Here is a 14,551-nt window from a genome sequence, read left to right as displayed (position 1 = left end):
CTACGGCGAGGTAGTGCCGTCCGTGGCCGATCCATCAGTCGTGGAGTCGGTCGTGGAGTCGGTCGTCGCCGTGCCGTCCGTGGTGGAATCGGTCGACGTCGAGCCATCCGTTCCGCTTGATGTCGTGGGGTCGGTCGAAGTGGATCCATCTGGGGTGCTCGCCACCGAGGTGTTGTCCCCCGACGTGGTCGGGTCGGTGGATATGACGTTCCCGGTTGTGGTGTCAGCGGACGCCGTCGGTTCCGTCGATGCGGTGGGCTCGCTGCTCGGCGAGGGTGGTGCGGTAGCAGTCTCCGATGGCGCGGACGACGAGGGCGCTGTCGACGCGCTCGGCGCGGCGGTGGTCGGTGCTGTGGTCGGAGCGGTCGGGGTCTGAGTCAGTGACGGCGCCAGGTTTGGCTCGACGACGGCCAGAATGCGTGTATCGAACTCGTCGAGTTTGGCCTGGATCTCCTCCGGATCCTCGGTCCCCGCCTTGATTCGGACTTCGTAGAGCCTCATCTCCCACATGATCCTCTGGAGTTCCCACTTTTGCCGCGGGGTCAACGGTTCGTCGATGGTGATGAACAGCTGCTGTGCGAGCGCGTAGGTCATGCAGTTGACGCAGTCGTAGTTGAGGGCACCGGCGAGGTTCTGCGGCACGGCCACGTTGTCGTCGGTCGGGTCGGTGTCGAGGACGATGACCACCTGATAGGCCACCGCGACCGCGCCACACGAATTGCATGACGCGTAGGCATGGGCCTCGTTGACGTTCATCGCCTCGGAGCCCTCGACGTAGACCATGGCGAGCGCGGCGTCGTACACCATCGAGTTGTCTCTGGTGTTCACCGCTAGTGCTTGGTTGTCGCCTTTCTCCGGCTTCAGCGGCTTGTCGACAGGGAAGACCCAGCCGGCCTTCGCCGAGGTCGACGGGGTGGCCACTAACCCACCGCCACCACCGGCCACGGTGACCGACCCGGCCCGGGGCACCAGGATGACTGCCAGTTGCGGCGACTCCTTCGTGGGCGGCGGGGTGCGCATATCCCAGAGGGCTTGCATGACACCGTGTTGTCCCCGCACAAGGTTGCTCGAAGCAGCAACCGGGCGTGGTGCGTCCCTGACAGTCCGGGATTCGCTCAGCGAGGAGACCTGCAAGCCGTAGAAGATGTCGCCGATCGTGCCGCGGTCCGATGCCTGGATGGGGCGATAATTCTCGTCGTTCGGCCACCACGCCCAGGCGATCGCGGTGATAACAGCGGCGCCCACGATGCCGGCGAGGATGCGCTTCACCGGCTTATCGGCGGTGGCCCGCCGCACAGTGACCACGATTTGGCGCGTGAATCGAGTCACCATGTAAAGAACGCTCGCCACCGTGATCACGACGACGGTCATCGCCAGCACACGGGCGGTCGCCTGAATCATGTCGCCGTCTGCCCAGGCGGTGGCGAGCACGTCCTGCTGCTTGTTGAGGCTGGCCCATGCGGTGCCGATCAGGCGAGGAAGCGCCACGACTGCCGTCCAAAGCGCCAGTGCGAGAAGTGGAACCACAATGACCACCCACAGCGTCACCACGATGCGTGCCCACGGCTTCAGCAACCGCGCGTGCGGGTCACCCCAGCGCCACGGCAGGATGCTCAACAGGGTGGGCTTGATCCGGCCATACAGATCGGGCACACCGGTGAGGTCGGCCAGCACGTGGTAGCCGTCGAACCGCACCAGCGGTGCAAGTTGACGCAGCATCTGGATGATCTGCGTGGCTACGACCAGCAGAAGGGCGTCGTATTGCAGCCACAACCACAGCCCGGAAATCCCCACCGCGACAATGGCATTGAAATACAAGCCGCCGAGGTCGGTCCGCAGCCGTCCTGCCTTGCCGAGTCGGTACGAGTCAGTCACATCGGTGTAGAAAGCCGGCCAGACGAGATACAGGCCGACGCCCATGGCGCCGGGCGTGGCGCCGCCGTATCTCGCCGCCGCAGCGTGCCCGAATTCGTGGAACCCGGCGCTGACCACCGTCACCGCGAACACCAGCAGCAGCAGTCCCGGTCGCTCGAAAGCGTCGTACGCGGCCGAGGCCAGACCCTTACGGAAGAACACCCACCAGCACACGACGCAGAACGCGACGAGAAGCGCCACGACCACCAGGGGCCGGAACAGGACTCTGAACGGGTCGGTGAGCCGCCGGGTCCGCTCGGCGCCGGTGACGACATAGCGGAAGCGGAGTCCCAGCAACGGATTCCGCTTCTTCAGCTCGGGTTGGCTGCCGTCCTTGTTGGCCAGTAGACCTAGGGGTCGCAGCTTCTGCTCGATGAGCTGGTGAACGTTCTCCTCGCTCACAGGACGCCCGGTCGACTCGGAAACGGCGGTGCTGAGCTCGGCCGGGGAGCGGCGACCGTCGATCTCGCGGAGGAGCGCGTAGAGCAGCGGAGTGAGCTGGATCGTCTGCCCGTCGGTGCGCCGGGCGAGAGAAGGCGGGACCCGGTAGCCCGATCCCGCCATCTCCCCGATCAGCTCAACACCGTCGGCCCGGCGCAGCTTCGCCTGCGCCGGTGCCGTGCGCTCATTACCTAGCGCCTCGATGGTCACAGCATTGCTCCCTGTGGTGTCAGCGATTCAGTGGTTAACCCCGTCAGCTACCCGAACCGCTCGATCCGTCCGAGGTACCGCCAGAGGTGCCTCCGCTGTCACCGGACGTGCTACCGCCGGCATCACCGGATGCGCTACCGCCGGCGTCACCGGTCGCAGTGCTCGCCGAAGCCGCTTCGGTTGCGGTCGACGCCGTACCAGTGGGAGCGGGTTGCGAGGTGCCCTGCGTGATCTCGGCGTCCTGTGTCGACGTAGCCAGTGAATCGCCAGTCAGCGACTGGTAGATTTCTACTTCCTGGTTCGACACCGCGCTGGCGATGGAATCCGTGGACAGGACGTTGGCGGCGACGCTGGCGCTGATCGGCGCGGCCACGTTGGCGTTGGCCGCAACTGCCCCGGCGATCGGAGCCGCCAGGTCGGTGTCGAGGTCGACGTTGACGTCCACATTGAGCAGCGGACCACTGAGCGTGGCAAGGTCGCCGACCTCAACGGTGCCGCCGTCATCAGGCGGATCCGTATCCTCGGGATCGCCGTCGGCCACATCGGACTGGTCGATGACGCTGACTTGATCGGCCGTGGCGGTTGCGGTGCCATCCAGAATCTGCGTAAGGGTGCCGTTCTGGGTGACCTGGGAGAGCGCATCGGAATTGGTCGACAACACGTTGGCACTGGCCGCGGCGTCGATCGGCGCCGCCACGTTCAGCTGGGCGGCTGCGGCAAGGTCAATGGGCGCGGCGGCGTCGATGAAGACGTCGACGTCGACATTCAGGTCGAGAATCGAGATCACTTCCTTGTCCGGAAGTGCGGTCGCGCTTTCCGCCATCAGCTCCTCGGGGGTGAGACTTTGTTGACTCATTGCTCTCTCCTGTTCATCGCACCGGCTTAACCAGCCCAGTGATAGCCGTCACTTTTCGTGTCCAGCGAGTACCCAACGATCATCAAGATCAACAGAAAATTTTCTGCCGAAAGCCTCGCTTGACGGCGCCACGCTGGCACAATGTCGCCGATCTAATTAACTTCAGCGTCGAATATTGATGGGAGTTGTCGAGGTAAGCGCTTTTCGACTGACCGGACAAAAATTTGCTGAAGGCCGCTCGGCAAGCGTGTGAGAGGGGCCGAGTATCGGGTGTCGACCCCATTTCTCGGCGCGGATGACGCACCCTCGCCGGGCTGACACGTGAGGCAACAGGCGCACGCGGCATGGTCGTGTCCCGGTTAGGCTTATCCGTATGGGGCGGGTAAATCGGCTGATGGAACGCCGCGCCCTTCGTCGGGCGGCCGATCAGGCGCTCCTCACATCGTTGGTTAGTTCGGCGTCGAGCCAAGCAGGTGGCCCCCCAGACCAAGACTTCACGTATTCCGATCCTGCTCGTGAGCAGCCTCGCCCCGCAGAAGATGTCCCCCCGATTCACGACCACGACCCGGTGACCGCGCCGATCCCCATCGTCGACGTGCCCACGCCGGTGCTACCGCAATCCGTGCCTCCGTGGGAGGACCGGGCGGCCTTTGATCCCACCGACCTCTATGACGTCGTGCCGGAGCAGGCCGCCGAACCCGAGTGGATCCATCTTTTCGACAGCCCGCTGCAACCGCCTCTGGTGTCGGCTCCGTATGTGCGACCAGAACATGACTTCGCGGCCGCCAACTATCGCGAATGGCACTGGTACCGCACGAAGCCGGCGGCTGCGGTCCTCGCGGTGGCGCTCATCGCCGCGGTGATCTGCGGCGGCTGGTTCGTCCTGCGGAGTCCAAGCACAGCGGCCGAACAGTCGCTCACCGGTGCGACCAGTGCCCCACCCGCGCCGACCAAGGCTGCCCCGGCGGTGGTGGGTGCCCCCGGACCCGAGCCGAAACCGGCTCCTCCGCCTCCGCCTCCGCCGCCCCCACCTCCTCGTCCGGCGGAGCCGACGTACTCCGCACCGCAACGTCAGTACCAGCCGAGGTACAGCGAACCGTCTCCCGCCGCGAAGCCCAGAGTTGACGTGACCCGGGCGCCGATGAGCGTCGCGCCGGTACCGAAGCCGGTGCCCGGCAGCGATTCCAACACTCCCGGCGACGCGCCGGGTGAGAAACCGCGCCGCCGCGGGTGCTTCGGTTTCTGCTGACACTTCTCACCGGGAACCCAATGCCGACAGACGCCGAACTCGCCCCGTTCCTGCTGCTCTCCATACGCGGCGAAGATGCAGCGGCGGACAACGAATACCAGGCGATGATGCGCTTCGCAGGCCTCGACGAGAGCGGTATGCACCGTATCCGCCTCACGCACCGGCCTTTGGGGCCAGTCAATCTCGACGACTGGTCCGGTGTCATTCTCGGTGGCGGACCGTACAACGTCAGCGATCCACCGGAGTCGAAGAGCGAAACGCAACAGCGCGCCGAGTCTGAGTTGCTCACACTCGTCGAGGAGATCGTCGATCGGGATTTTCCATTCCTCGGGTGCTGTTACGGCGTTGGCACGCTCGGTACGGTCATCGGTGCCACCGTCGACCGCAGCTATCCGGAACCTGTTGCCGCCGTTACGGTCACGCTCACCGAAGCGGGTCGCGAGGACCCACTGTTCGCCGAGTTGCCGGATGTGTTCGACGCGTTCGGCGGACACAAGGAGGCGGCCAGTTCCCTGCCGCCCGAGGCGGTGCGCCTCGCCTCCTCGCCGGACTGTCCCGTGCAGGCATTCCGGGTCGGCGCCAACACGTACGCAACGCAATTCCACCCCGAGTTGGACCTGGCAGGCATCCTCACCAGGATCGACGTCTACAAGAACTACGGCTACTTCGAACCCGAATCCGCTGACGCCTTGAAAGCGGCGGCACGACAACGGCATATCGAATATCCGCCCACGATCTTGCGACGGTTCGTGGGGCGCTACATCCGGCCGAGGTAACCGACCGCTACTCCGGATACTCCGGCGTCCAGTGCACTTCGGAGATGCGCGCGGCCAGCTCGTCGTCACTGCGCGGCGGAGCGACGCCCTCCGCGATCGCCCGGCGGCCAACGGCATGGGCGATGCGTATGGCGATGTCGGGAAGCTCGGACCACGCGGGCAATAGCGGCGCATCCGGATTCGACAAGGCGGGCGACGCGTCGCCGAGTGTCGCGGCCGCCACCCTCATCATCGCGTCGGTGACGCGGGTGGCCTGCGCCGCGGTCACTGCCAGCCCCATGGCGGGGAAGATGTAGACGTTGTTGCACTGTGCGATCGGGCGCTCGATTCCATTGCGTTGCAACGGCGCGAACGGCGAACCGGTGGCGATGAGCGCGCGCCCCCCGGTCCACTCGTCCAACTCGGCAGGGTGCGCCTCGGCGCGACTCGTCGGATTGGACAGCGGAAAAATGATGGGGCGCTCGGTCTTTCCGGCGAGATCGCGAACGATGTTCTCGGTGAAGGCACCCGCAGCAGTGGACAGTCCCATCAGAATCCCGACATCCACATGGTGCACGACCTCGGCGAGCTGAGCCGGGCCGGACAGTCCCCACCCTGCGACACGGTCCGCCGGCTGCGCGAAATTCTGCTGCCCCGGTGACAGATCGGTGCGGTCGTCGGTGAGCAGTCCCTGGACGTCGACCACCCAGATCCGCGCCGCGGCGTCGGCGGCGGAGAGGCCCTGGGCCATCATCTCCTGCTGCACCATGTCCAGCACACCGATGCCCGCGGACCCGGCTCCCAGCATCACCACCTGCTGTTCGCACAGCGGTCTGCCCGCGACCTTCGACGCCCCGTGCAGGGCACCGACAGTCACTGCAGCGGTGCCCTGGATATCGTCGTTGAATGTCAGCAGTTGGTCGCGGTAGCGCTCGAGGATCGGCTGCGCGTGCGCGGTCGCGAAGTCCTCCCACTGCAGCAACACATTCGGGAGCCGGTCGCGTACGTTGGCGACGAATTCATCGATGAAGGCGTAGTAGTCCTCGTCGCTGATCCGGCGGTGCCGCCAGCCGAGGTACTGCGGGTCCTCCAGCAGTTCCACGTTGTCGGTGCCGACATCCAGAACGATCGGCAAGGTGCGCGCCGGATTGATGCCACCGATGAGCGTGTACAGGGACAGCTTGCCGATCGGGATGCCCATCCCGCCGATTCCCTGATCGCCGAGGCCGAGGATGCGCTGACCGTCGGTTACGACGATCACGTCGGGATCGCGGTGAGGACGGTTGTCGATCACCTCGGCGAGCCGGTGCCGGTCGGGGTAGGAGACGAACAACCCCCTTGGGCGCCGATAGATCTCGCTGAAGCGCTCGCACGCCACACCGACGGTAGGCGTGTACACGATCGGCATGGTTTCGATCATGTTCTCGTAAAGCAGCCGATAGAACAGGGTTTCGTTGCGGTCCTGGAGGGCGCGCAGGTATATGTGCTTGTCGAGATCGTCACGGCGGGTGCAGAACTCGTGCCAGCTGTGCGCAACCTGCTGCGCGAGTGTCTTCTCTGCGGTCGGAAGCAGGCCCAGCAGCCCGTATCGGAGGCGCTCCTCGTGGGTGAACGCGGTGCCTTTGGTCGTCAGTGCGTCGAACAGCTTCGCTTGCCCCGTCAATTCGTCGGGCATGGAGATGGTTCCTTCCGCCGGTTCTCTGCGATGGATTCCACGCTAGCGGGGTGAACATGCGGGAAACGTCTGGATTCGGCGATTGCCCGCTTCCGTGCGACTAAGCCAGCGGAACGAAGCGCTTGAGTTTTCCCGTCGACTCGTGGCGCTGCAATCTGTCGACGACGCGAACGGTGATCTGCGCGCTCGCCAACCCGTGCCTGCTCAGCGCCGTGGCAACCGCGGATGCCAAGGCGTCAGCGTCGGGATCTCCCACCACGGAAACGTCGGCGCCATGCGCGGTCTGATTCACCTGATACTCGGAGACGCGGGCATCCGTGCCGAGAACATGGCGGAACACACTCGCCGGTATCGTCGCGGTGTCGTAGCGGAAGTCGTCATCGCGCCTGCCGCCGATATCGGCGACTCGTGCGAACGCGCTTCCGCACTCACATTGTCCTTCAAGCCAATTGACCTGGTCGCCGAGGTCGTAACGGATGAACGGGAAAGTGCGGTTGGCGAGGCCGGTCGCCAGCGTACGGGCGGCGGGCTCATGCGGAGCGACAGGTGCGCCGCTCTCGTCGACGCGTTCCAGAATCACCTCGTCCTCGCAGACGTGCAGGCCCTCACCTCGGGCACAGCCGACCGCCTGCACGCCGATCTCGGTCGATCCCCACAGGTTGTGCACGGGAGCATCCCACGCGTCGCGGATCGCCTGGCGGTCTTCGTCGAGGAGCGGTTCGGAGTTGGTGCTCACCCGTACCGGCCGGATGTCGAGGCGCCCCGCCACCGACGCGCGCGCAAGTTGTCCGACGACGGTGGCGTAGCCGACGAGATGCGTGGGATCGGCTGCGGCGACCGCCGCGATGGTCTCCTCGATCGGCGCGCCTGCCGCGATCACGACGGTTTCCATCCCGGGCGCCGTCGGCACGTCGAACAACGGCGTGCTTGCGTGTGGCGGCAAGCCTGCGGCCAGCACGGCGAGCCTCGTCGGTGAGCGCGGTGCGCGCCGCTCTTCGCGCGCCTGCAGACGCCACGCCAAGCACGCGATGGACACGAAGAAGTGCCAGTCCCAGACGTAGATGCCGCGCACACCGCTCGATCCGCCCGAACTGAAGACCTGCTGGTCGCTCGGTGTATACGAAAACCATTGCTGGCGAGCAAGGATGCGTTCGGCCTGACCGCGGGTGAGGTCGGAAACGGTGGCGATGTCATCCCACTCGTCCTGCGCCTCAGTCTTGGTCATCATCGGCACCCCGGCCAGATCCGCCGCCGTCACCACGGATGGATCGATGCCGCTGAGCCGCCGAGCGTGAAACGGCGACCGCTCCCTGGCGTAGGCCAGCAGAGAGCGCAACCGCTGGGTCTGGTGGTGTTCGATCTGGACTCGCGTCCAATCGATTCGGTCGACGTGATCTTCGAGGGCGGCGCTGACGGCATCGACGTGGGCGGCACGTAGGCGCTCATACGATTCCCGCGCGTCGGTCACAACAGTCCACCGAGAAGGCCACCGCCACCGTTCTCACCAGGGGGCGGTCCTTCGTTGGGGAACGGCGGACGCGATTCGGGCGCGACACTTATCGGCGCCCGAGTCGTCGGGGAATTCGAGACGCCGCCCTGCGGTCCGCGGGGCGCGGGCGTTAATGCGGGCTGCTGCACCGACGGCGGCACCTGTGGTGTGGGTATGGATTCGATCGTTCGCGGCGTGGGGTCGTCCGCGATCGTGGGCGGGAGCGGCGCAACGGTGTCAGCCTGGGAAGGCACGTTGGCCACCGACATCGGAGGCGGGGACGGCTGGACGGGAAGGTTCAGTGGGCTCTGCGGCGCGTTGGGCTCCTGAAGGAGCAGCACCGCAATCACCGCGACGACACCGAGCGTGGCGAGAACGAATGCGGCGAAAGCCATCCGAACCGGCGCCGCGGTGGGAGTTTGGCCGCCGTCGTCGGCACCCTTGGACGATGCGTCGGCGGCGTCAGGCACCGACTCTTCGACGTCGAGGGGCTCGAAGAGATAGTCGAATCGACTCGAGAGGCTGTCCTCTCTCGGCATGCCGAGATGGTACAGGCGGTGGTACAAGTTTCCCTCGATGGCCTCGTAGCCTCGGAGGAATGGACACAATCGAATATGCACCCGGCCGGCTGGCCGACGTGTTCGGTGACACGGCGAAACCAACCGTTCTGCTCTGGCACGGAATGCAGAGTAACGCTCGCGCGGCCGTGGGACCGCTCGCCGGGCTCGTCGCCGAGCGCGGGTTGTCGGTAGTTGCGGCTGATTGGGACTCCCACGTCGACGACAACGGCCGCGACGACCTGCTGCGGTCGGCGCGATTCGCCCACGATCTGTCGTCGCAAGGGGACGGCCTTGTGGTCGTGGGCTGGTCAATGGGCGGACTCGCCGCGGCGGGGCTGACGATCAACGCTGCTCGGCTGGGCATCCGAGTGAGGCACACGGTGTGTCTGGCCGGGGCCTTCATGGCGACCGATCCCATTTCTGCCGAGGTGCCTGCACGAAGCCTCTCCGGTGTCGAGGACCGGTCACCGTTCACACTTCTGCACGGCATCGGCGACGATGTCGTACCGATCGCGGCGAGCCGCGACTTCGCCGATGCGCTGTCGCGTCATGGCTGGCAGGTCGACGTCGCCGAGCTCAACGCCGATCATGCGTCGATCGCGGGTGCCGTCTACGATCCCGTCGCGGATCGCTATTTCGCCGCCGACGATCCCGAAACTCTAAGCATTGCAACCGAAGTGGCGTCCCGGATCGCAGCAGTCCTCGGCTGACAGGGTGTCACCCGGCGGCATTGGGCTTCAAGACCGGACAGATGCCGTTTTTGTCCGCCGCGAGCTCGAAGTGCCAAATCTCGTTGGCATAGATCTGACACAGCCCGAATCGCGGACCGTTGCGGATCATCCAGTTGTCGGCTTCCACCGGGCCGATGTCGACAGCCTTGCCGAGGACATGGCGTGAGGTGTCCGGTGAGTCGACGAACTGCTGGGCCGCCTCCACGCTTCCGTAGGTTCGCACGCCGTCGTCGAACAGCCGCTGCTGAAATCCCTTGGTCCGCCAGCCCGACGTGATCGCCACGTCGATGCCGTCGTCTTCGGCACTGCGGGCCGCGTTCTGAATCGCGGTGAGCAACGGCGGATCCAGCCATGCGATCACCGGGTTGGTGGCATCGAACGGCGAAACGGTCTGGCCATCGGGAAGGTAGCCGCCGATGGTGTCGGTGGCGGCGGGTCCGATCGAGAATCCTGCGTCCTCGGGGGCGGGCCCGTTCGTCAGTTGGGCCGCCGGCGCGGTCATGGCTTTGGTGCTCCCCACCTGCATCGACACCGTCGTCGGGTGCGGCGACGCGCACGCGCCGAGCAGCACAGAGAGCCCGACGCCCGCGACCGTCATCATCCGCAGCGGCATAGCGCAAAGGATATGGCAGGCTCGCGATGTGGACCTGCCGCAGCCGGACCCGCGCACCCCCCATCTGGCCGACGTCGTCCCATCGGTGCTGGCGGCGATGGGTGTGGCCGGATTCGAATCCCGGATCGAAATTGCGGGCGACATACGCGGGGCATGCGTACTCCTGATCGACGGTCTCGGGGCCGAACTGCTCGACGCCCACGCGAAGGACGCCCCGGTGATGGCGGAGTTGCGCGGTCGGACACTGCAGGCCGGCTTCCCGTCGACCACGGTGGCCGGGTTGGCCGCCGTCGGCACCGGTTGCCGGTCCGGCGAGCACGGCTTGGTCGGCATGTCGTTCCGGCTGCCCGGTGTCGGGGTGATGAACTCGCTGCGTTGGCGGCCGCACCCCCGGGGTGACGACCTTCGCGAGGAAGCACCGCCGGAACAGGTACAACCGCTACCCACCACGTTCGAGAGGGCGGCCTTGGCAGGCATCTCGGTGAGCGTCGTCTCCGGGGCGGAGTTCAGTGGCTCAGGGCTGACCCGCGCGGTGCTGCGCGGCGGACGCTACGTCGGGGTGCAGGCGCTCGGCGACCTCGGCGCGAGTGTGCGGACCGCCGTCGCCGACGGCGGATTCTGCTACGGCTACCACGGTGACGTGGACCTGCTCGGGCACCTCTACGGCCCCGGGTCGCAGGCGTGGCGGCTGCAGTTACGGGAGGTCGACCGACTGATCGAGTCGCTGGTCTCCGATCTTCCGCCCGGCGGTCTGCTGGCGGTCGTCGCAGACCACGGAATGGTGGAAACCGGTGACGACGTCGTGGACATCGATGAGTGCGCCGCACTGCTCGACGGAGTCGCGGCGATCGGTGGCGAGCCGCGGGCCCGCCACATCTATATAGAGGATGGCGCGATCGATACCGTGCTCGCGGCGTGGCGAGAGACGCTTGCCGGGCGCGCATGGGTGGCTTCGCGTGAGGAAGCGATTGCCGCGGGCTGGTTCGGCGGGCCGGTGCGCGACGACGTTCGATCGAGAATCGGCGATGTCGTAGCTGCTGCCACCGGCACAGCGACGATGGTGCGGCGAGCCGTCGAGCCGGTGGAGTCGTCGCTTGTCGGCCACCACGGCTCGCTCACGAGCGCTGAGCAGCGCATTCCCCTATTACTGGCCTACGGCTGAGGGAGCCAGGCGTACCGGTGCGTCCGTGGATGTGACGGCGGCGCGGGCGCATCGCTGTACTGGTCGGTCCACCGCGCGCGATCGTCCGCAGCGGCTCGCCGTTGATGACTCTGCAATGGGGCCGCACATATCTGGAAGACGTTGTGTATCTCCGAATTCAGCGTAGTAGGCTATCGTTCGGCCATCAAGGCACGCATCGCGTTTCGCGAAACCAATTGTGCTGCAACTATGTTCATTTATCGCACAAAGCGAAAGGGCCCACTACCTAGCTGAATTGTGAAGGCTGTCACAGAAGTTCAGCGTGTGATCACAGCTCTGTTAGTGTCCGTCGTCATGTTTGCTGTCGCTACCGCATCTCTGTTGACGCTCGTGCAGCAGCTGTCGGGAACGCCCTACATCACGGGTGGTAACTCCGCTGCCGGCACTGACTGCTCGGGCCTGGTCTCTTTCGTGAGCAATGCCGCCGCCGGCCGTCCGGTCTACAGCGACCGGTTCAACACCGGCAATATCGAAGGCGCCTTGAAGGCGCGAGGCTTCCAGTACGGAACCAAGCCCGGGGCCCTCAACGTCGGGTGGAACGGCCGTCACACCGCCGCGACGCTGCCCGACGGGACACCCGTGTCGTCCGGTGAGGGCGGCGGAGTGAAGATCGGTGGCGGGGGCGCTTACCAGACACAGTTCTACCGGCACATGTATCTCGACATCGCTCCCGCCGACACACCGCCCGCGCCCGACGCGCCGCTGCCGCCCGAGCTGCTGCCGCCACCCCCGGGAGCCCCGCTTCCGCCCGAAGGCGCCGTCATTCCGGTCGGCCTTGACGCACCGCTTCCGCCGCCGCCCGGTGCTCCCCTGCCTCCTCCCCCTGGAGCCGAGCCACCGCCGCCCGGTGCGCCGCTGCCTCCTCCAACGGGAGCCGAGCCCCCGCCACCCGGTGCGCCGCTTCCGCCGCCGTCCGGCGGCGAGCTGCCCCCGTCGCCCCTCGTCGCGTAAGCGGGCGGGCGGCTGATTCCCGACGTGTAGCTGAAATGGCGTGATGATGCTGCACGCAAAGCATTACAGCAATGCGTTTCGGTGATGCGGCTGTTGTCCACCGGTGTGGTCGCCGCCGTGGTGACCATCGTTGACAGAGGTCTCATCGATTCATCGGCGCGGTGCCCGGCAAGCCAGCACGCATTCGCGGTGCCACGGTGATGCCCACGAACACCCAAAACGCTTCGACGCGTTCATTTCTCGCGCGGAAAACAAGAACCGATGACCGAGTACGCGAGGTGCCCCGGCAGCAGAACTAGCTCGGCTTTGACTCGACGTAGAACTCGACGTTGTCGCCCTCGACCTTCGTCACCTTCATGTGGGCCGTGTATTCCTTACCCTCGGGTCCGGTGAATTTGCAGTCGAATTCGGTACCGACCTCCGCGTCCACCCCCGACGGACACGTCACGTCCTTCGGCTTGAACTTCGTTTGGCCCGACACGACGTCGACAACCGATTTCGCCGCGCCGTCCGGATCGATCTTGGAGCCGCAACCACCGAGGAGTCCAACCGACAAGACCGCCAGAAGCAGCAATGGGCGTCGCATCGACGCAGTATTGCAGATCAGTAGAAACGCGACCAGCACTCCCGAACCGGCAACAAGGCTCCGTCCGTCGGAGGATGATCGTCGGTGCGAAAGGAGTCGGTCATGCCCACAGACCTGACGCTCTACCTGAACGACCAACCGGGCGAACTCGCCCGCATCGGTGACGTTCTCGGCAGCGCCGGAGCCAATATCGCGGGGTTGTGCGCGGTGACGAGCGGCGGAGGACAGGCAGAGGTCCACATCCTCGTCGACGATGCGACCGCGGCCTTCGAAGCGTTGCAGAGCGCCGGCATCAGGATCGCCGCCGAACAGGAGGTGCTTGTGCTGACGATCGAGGACCGGCCGGGGGCGCTCGGGGAAGTCGCACACGAGCTCGGGGCGTCGCGGGTCAACCTCACGCTCGCCTACCTCGCCACCAACACCAGACTGGTTCTGGGGGCCGACAATCTCGCCGAGGCGAAAGCCGCTGTCGGCTGATTCATTTGGTGCGCGGCGATTGCTTGAGGCGTGCCTTGGCATCCCTGACGAGCTCTGCCGCATCACGGCTGGCCTGTTTCGCCTCTCCATAGGCGTCCTCTGCGGTGGCGAGGTTACGTTCGGCCTCGTCGAGGCGTTGCCGCATCTCGTCGCGTCGCAGGCGCGCCACCGCGAGATCCGTTTGCCTGTCCGATAATTGACTGTCGGCGTCGTCCTTTGTCTGCTCGGCCGCGACCAACGCCGCTTTCGCCTCCTGCACTTTGCGGGCGGATTCGGAATCGTGGTCGGGTTGGTCGCGTCGGGGCTTCGTGCGCGTCTTGTCCGACTTGGCGCCGCCCTTGCTGCTGCGCGCGGTGGTGGAGACGACGGCGCTGGCGCCGAAGTCCCCGAAGCCGGACCACTGTTCGGCCTTGGCCAGCCGGCCGAGCCGGTCGGCCCCGTCGGGGTCGGCGACCGCGGCCTGCAGCGTTCCGACAACGTCTTCGCGCAGTGTTGCCGACGGGTTGCTCACCTCCGCGCCCTCGAAAGCGGCGCGTGCGAGCTGGTCGACAAGGGACCGTTGCTCCGCGGACAACTCACGGATCGCGGCGCCATCCATCGCGGCGTGCGCAGCACGAAGCCGCTCCCTCAGATCGGTCAGCGATCCCTTGACGTCTGCATTGGTGTGCACGAGCAGGTTGACCACCCATGCCGCCGTCGTCGGCTTCCGAGCGCCCGAGATCAGCTTGGCCGCGGCGGTGTCCCCGCGCTTCTTGGCGGCAGCGGCCAGTGCGGTGCGCAACCCGGTGAACTCCTCGGGCCTGGCGCCGTACAGTCTGTCGAGCTCGTCACCGGGCATGACGC

General features: G+C 66.1%; 14 protein-coding genes. 6 read left to right on the top strand and 8 right to left on the bottom strand.

Annotation, left to right across the window (positions count from 1 at the left end; genetic code table 11):
* Positions 1-2,565, bottom strand: coding sequence for a hypothetical protein (locus C6A82_RS14985; RefSeq protein WP_311101356.1), 2,565 nt, complete (start codon positions 2,563-2,565; stop codon positions 1-3).
* Between the two features lie 43 nt (positions 2,566-2,608).
* The gene (locus tag C6A82_RS14980) at positions 2,609-3,421 is read right to left on the bottom strand and encodes a peptidoglycan-binding protein (RefSeq protein ID WP_105341625.1); all 813 of its coding nucleotides are present in this window, start codon (positions 3,419-3,421) and stop codon (positions 2,609-2,611) included.
* A 568-nt stretch (positions 3,422-3,989) separates the two neighbouring features.
* Between C6A82_RS14980 and C6A82_RS14975 the strand changes: the two genes are divergently transcribed.
* Entirely contained in the window at positions 3,990-4,670 is a 681-nt protein-coding gene (locus tag C6A82_RS14975; RefSeq protein ID WP_105341627.1) for a hypothetical protein, read from the top strand.
* 20 nt (positions 4,671-4,690) lie between these two features.
* Positions 4,691-5,446 carry a glutamine amidotransferase gene (locus C6A82_RS14970; RefSeq protein ID WP_105341628.1) on the top strand — a complete coding sequence of 252 codons (756 nt, stop codon included), beginning with the start codon at positions 4,691-4,693 and terminating at the stop codon, positions 5,444-5,446.
* 7 nt (positions 5,447-5,453) lie between these two features.
* Here the strand turns inward: C6A82_RS14970 and C6A82_RS14965 are convergent, their stop codons facing one another.
* From C6A82_RS14965 to C6A82_RS14955, 3 genes are all read right to left on the bottom strand, one after another.
* Positions 5,454-7,100 (bottom strand): NAD-dependent malic enzyme, encoded by a 1,647-nt coding sequence (locus C6A82_RS14965; protein WP_311101355.1) that lies wholly within the window; start codon positions 7,098-7,100, stop codon positions 5,454-5,456.
* A 100-nt stretch (positions 7,101-7,200) separates the two neighbouring features.
* Positions 7,201-8,568 carry a phenylacetate--CoA ligase family protein gene (locus tag C6A82_RS14960; RefSeq protein WP_105343285.1) on the bottom strand — a complete coding sequence of 456 codons (1,368 nt, stop codon included), beginning with the start codon at positions 8,566-8,568 and terminating at the stop codon, positions 7,201-7,203.
* Positions 8,565-9,128, bottom strand: coding sequence for a hypothetical protein (locus C6A82_RS14955; protein ID WP_105343283.1), 564 nt, complete (start codon positions 9,126-9,128; stop codon positions 8,565-8,567). Before C6A82_RS14955 ends, C6A82_RS14960 begins: the two co-directional genes overlap by 4 nt.
* A gap of 59 nt (positions 9,129-9,187) precedes the next feature.
* Here C6A82_RS14955 and C6A82_RS14950 point away from each other — a divergent pair, with 59 nt between their 5' ends.
* On the top strand, positions 9,188-9,859 hold the full coding sequence (locus tag C6A82_RS14950; RefSeq protein WP_105343282.1) for an alpha/beta hydrolase: 672 nt from the start codon (positions 9,188-9,190) through the stop codon (positions 9,857-9,859).
* Positions 9,860-9,866: 7 nt separating this feature from the next.
* On the opposite strand, the gene C6A82_RS14945 is transcribed toward C6A82_RS14950, so the two are convergent.
* Positions 9,867-10,493 carry a M15 family metallopeptidase gene (locus C6A82_RS14945; RefSeq protein WP_396836092.1) on the bottom strand — a complete coding sequence of 209 codons (627 nt, stop codon included), beginning with the start codon at positions 10,491-10,493 and terminating at the stop codon, positions 9,867-9,869.
* A gap of 28 nt (positions 10,494-10,521) precedes the next feature.
* Here C6A82_RS14945 and C6A82_RS14940 point away from each other — a divergent pair, with 28 nt between their 5' ends.
* Both C6A82_RS14940 and C6A82_RS14935 read left to right on the top strand, forming a co-directional pair.
* Positions 10,522-11,655 (top strand): alkaline phosphatase family protein, encoded by a 1,134-nt coding sequence (locus C6A82_RS14940; protein WP_105343281.1) that lies wholly within the window; start codon positions 10,522-10,524, stop codon positions 11,653-11,655.
* A gap of 333 nt (positions 11,656-11,988) precedes the next feature.
* Positions 11,989-12,645: a glycoside hydrolase gene (locus C6A82_RS14935; protein WP_105343300.1), complete on the top strand. Its 657-nt coding sequence runs from the start codon at positions 11,989-11,991 to the stop codon at positions 12,643-12,645.
* Positions 12,646-12,940: 295 nt separating this feature from the next.
* Here C6A82_RS14935 and C6A82_RS14930 read toward each other — a convergent pair whose 3' ends face one another.
* Entirely contained in the window at positions 12,941-13,231 is a 291-nt protein-coding gene (locus C6A82_RS14930; RefSeq protein ID WP_105343298.1) for a DUF4333 domain-containing protein, read from the bottom strand.
* A 102-nt stretch (positions 13,232-13,333) separates the two neighbouring features.
* Here C6A82_RS14930 and C6A82_RS14925 point away from each other — a divergent pair, with 102 nt between their 5' ends.
* The gene (locus tag C6A82_RS14925) at positions 13,334-13,708 is read left to right on the top strand and encodes an amino acid-binding protein (protein WP_105343290.1); all 375 of its coding nucleotides are present in this window, start codon (positions 13,334-13,336) and stop codon (positions 13,706-13,708) included.
* Between the two features lies 1 nt (position 13,709).
* On the opposite strand, the gene C6A82_RS14920 is transcribed toward C6A82_RS14925, so the two are convergent.
* Positions 13,710-14,546, bottom strand: a complete 837-nt coding sequence (locus C6A82_RS14920; protein WP_105343288.1) for a hypothetical protein — start codon at positions 14,544-14,546, stop codon at positions 13,710-13,712.
* Positions 14,547-14,551 lie beyond the last annotated feature (5 nt).

This window comes from Mycobacterium sp. ITM-2016-00318, assembly GCF_002968285.2.
GTDB lineage: Bacteria > Actinomycetota > Actinomycetes > Mycobacteriales > Mycobacteriaceae > Mycobacterium.
The sequence above is the reverse complement of the archived record's forward strand: the minus strand, read 5'-3'. Positions and strand labels throughout refer to the sequence as shown.

Excerpts from the sequence above, each read along its gene's own strand:
- C6A82_RS14980 (WP_105341625.1), bottom strand. The coding sequence starts at position 3,421 with ATGAGTCAACAAAGTCTCACCCCCGAGGAGCTGATGGCGGAAAGCGCG.
- C6A82_RS14970 (WP_105341628.1), top strand. The coding sequence starts at position 4,691 with ATGCCGACAGACGCCGAACTCGCCCCGTTCCTGCTGCTCTCCATACGC.
- C6A82_RS14965 (WP_311101355.1), bottom strand. The coding sequence starts at position 7,100 with ATGCCCGACGAATTGACGGGGCAAGCGAAGCTGTTCGACGCACTGACG.
- C6A82_RS14955 (WP_105343283.1), bottom strand. The coding sequence starts at position 9,128 with ATGCCGAGAGAGGACAGCCTCTCGAGTCGATTCGACTATCTCTTCGAG.
- C6A82_RS14950 (WP_105343282.1), top strand. The coding sequence starts at position 9,188 with ATGGACACAATCGAATATGCACCCGGCCGGCTGGCCGACGTGTTCGGT.
- C6A82_RS14945 (WP_396836092.1), bottom strand. The coding sequence starts at position 10,493 with ATGCCGCTGCGGATGATGACGGTCGCGGGCGTCGGGCTCTCTGTGCTG.
- C6A82_RS14935 (WP_105343300.1), top strand. The coding sequence starts at position 11,989 with ATGTTTGCTGTCGCTACCGCATCTCTGTTGACGCTCGTGCAGCAGCTG.
- C6A82_RS14930 (WP_105343298.1), bottom strand. The coding sequence starts at position 13,231 with ATGCGACGCCCATTGCTGCTTCTGGCGGTCTTGTCGGTTGGACTCCTC.
- C6A82_RS14925 (WP_105343290.1), top strand. The coding sequence starts at position 13,334 with ATGCCCACAGACCTGACGCTCTACCTGAACGACCAACCGGGCGAACTC.
- C6A82_RS14920 (WP_105343288.1), bottom strand. The coding sequence starts at position 14,546 with ATGCCCGGTGACGAGCTCGACAGACTGTACGGCGCCAGGCCCGAGGAG.